This is a genomic window from Agrobacterium sp. MCAB5 (assembly GCF_052114365.1).
GTDB classification, from domain to species: domain Bacteria; phylum Pseudomonadota; class Alphaproteobacteria; order Rhizobiales; family Rhizobiaceae; genus Agrobacterium; species Agrobacterium tumefaciens.
Genome location: NZ_JBFREP010000036.1, coordinates 1 through 1,233 on the forward strand (window position 1 = coordinate 1; position 1,233 = coordinate 1,233).

At 56.9% G+C, this 1,233-nt stretch carries 1 protein-coding gene; it reads right to left on the reverse strand.

The window, feature by feature from the left end; genetic code table 11:
- A partial coding sequence (locus AB4Z23_RS27095) for an alpha/beta hydrolase (RefSeq protein WP_441361134.1) occupies positions 1 to 1,022 on the reverse strand: 1,022 nt, incomplete at its 3' end.
- Positions 1,023 to 1,233: the final 211 nt, after the last annotated feature.

Genomic DNA, 1,233 nt, shown 5'->3' on the forward strand with positions numbered 1-1,233 from the left:
AGACGACTGTCAGTGAGTGTTTGCCCCTTGGACAGGCGGCGGCCGATCAGCTGAACGATTTCGGGCGATTCCGCAAATTTAGAGTGGTGCAGACTGTCGCCGGCCTCGATCTTGGTGAGATCAATAACAGTGATCGCGTTTGCTGCCAGCTCTTCTCTATAAGGTGATTGCTCCGGATCGATCGCCCCCAACCGGGAGACATTTCCCCAGACGTGGCGGGAAACAGCCAGTGCACGGTCGTCGCGGGAGACAAAGAGTGTGAAATGCGGTCGTTGCCTACCCATGTCGGCGATCTGCGATCCGAAAACGTCGACGTCGACATCCGGCGCCGCCAACATCACATTCTTGAACTTTTTCGGGAGCCCATCGTTTCGAATAGCCATCTGCCGCAAGGACTCCAGCGCGAGCCAATTCCCCATCGAGTGTGCCAGGATCGACACCTCCTTGACGTCGGGGTCCTGCGCCAAATACTGGAACAAGTGTTCTACTGCATTGCGGGTRWAGTTCGTGCTTTCGCGGTCGTASCCATARGCRAGCAGGCTCCCRCGYGACGGCCACGTCGCCAGCACCGGCACGCTGCGGGTTTTCGAGTCGTGAACTATCTGCGCGAAGCGGAAGACTGCATCCTCGAAATGGTTATTGAACCCGTGGATAAAGACGAGGACGCTTCCGTCCGCGCTTTTACGTACATGACTACCTAACCATCTTTCCGCTGCGCCACTGTCAATTTCATCCGCTTTCAGTGTTGCGAAATCCGTCGCCGGATCTGCCGGGAGCCGCCGCGGCCAGGCAACTTCACCCGCCTTTCGAACAGTCTCAGGTGGAATGGAGACAGTGATGTCTGCGAACGTTGGAGTGCGCGCTCGCTCGCCACTAAACATCTCGCCGCGCGTTCCCGCCCGATCACGAGTAGTGGTGACCAACATCGCGACTTGAGCGGCTGACGGATTGGCTGCCACCGGCTCAAGAACGCCTCTCGGCCGACTCGCGCATGCACCGAGCAATGTCAGACTTAATGTCATGACAATTTGCAAATGTACCCACTGACGTATATTGCGCTTCGCCGGTCCGCGACGCTTCATCAACCTACTCCTGTTACCAACACCATCCCGCCGGTCACCCAGGGGTCTATTTCTGTGTCCGAGCGGTGGCGCTCCAAAGAAGAACCTTTCGGACTTTATCTTCCGCACAATACGGAAGGTAAAGCGATATCGTCAGTCACCCGTATTAAGT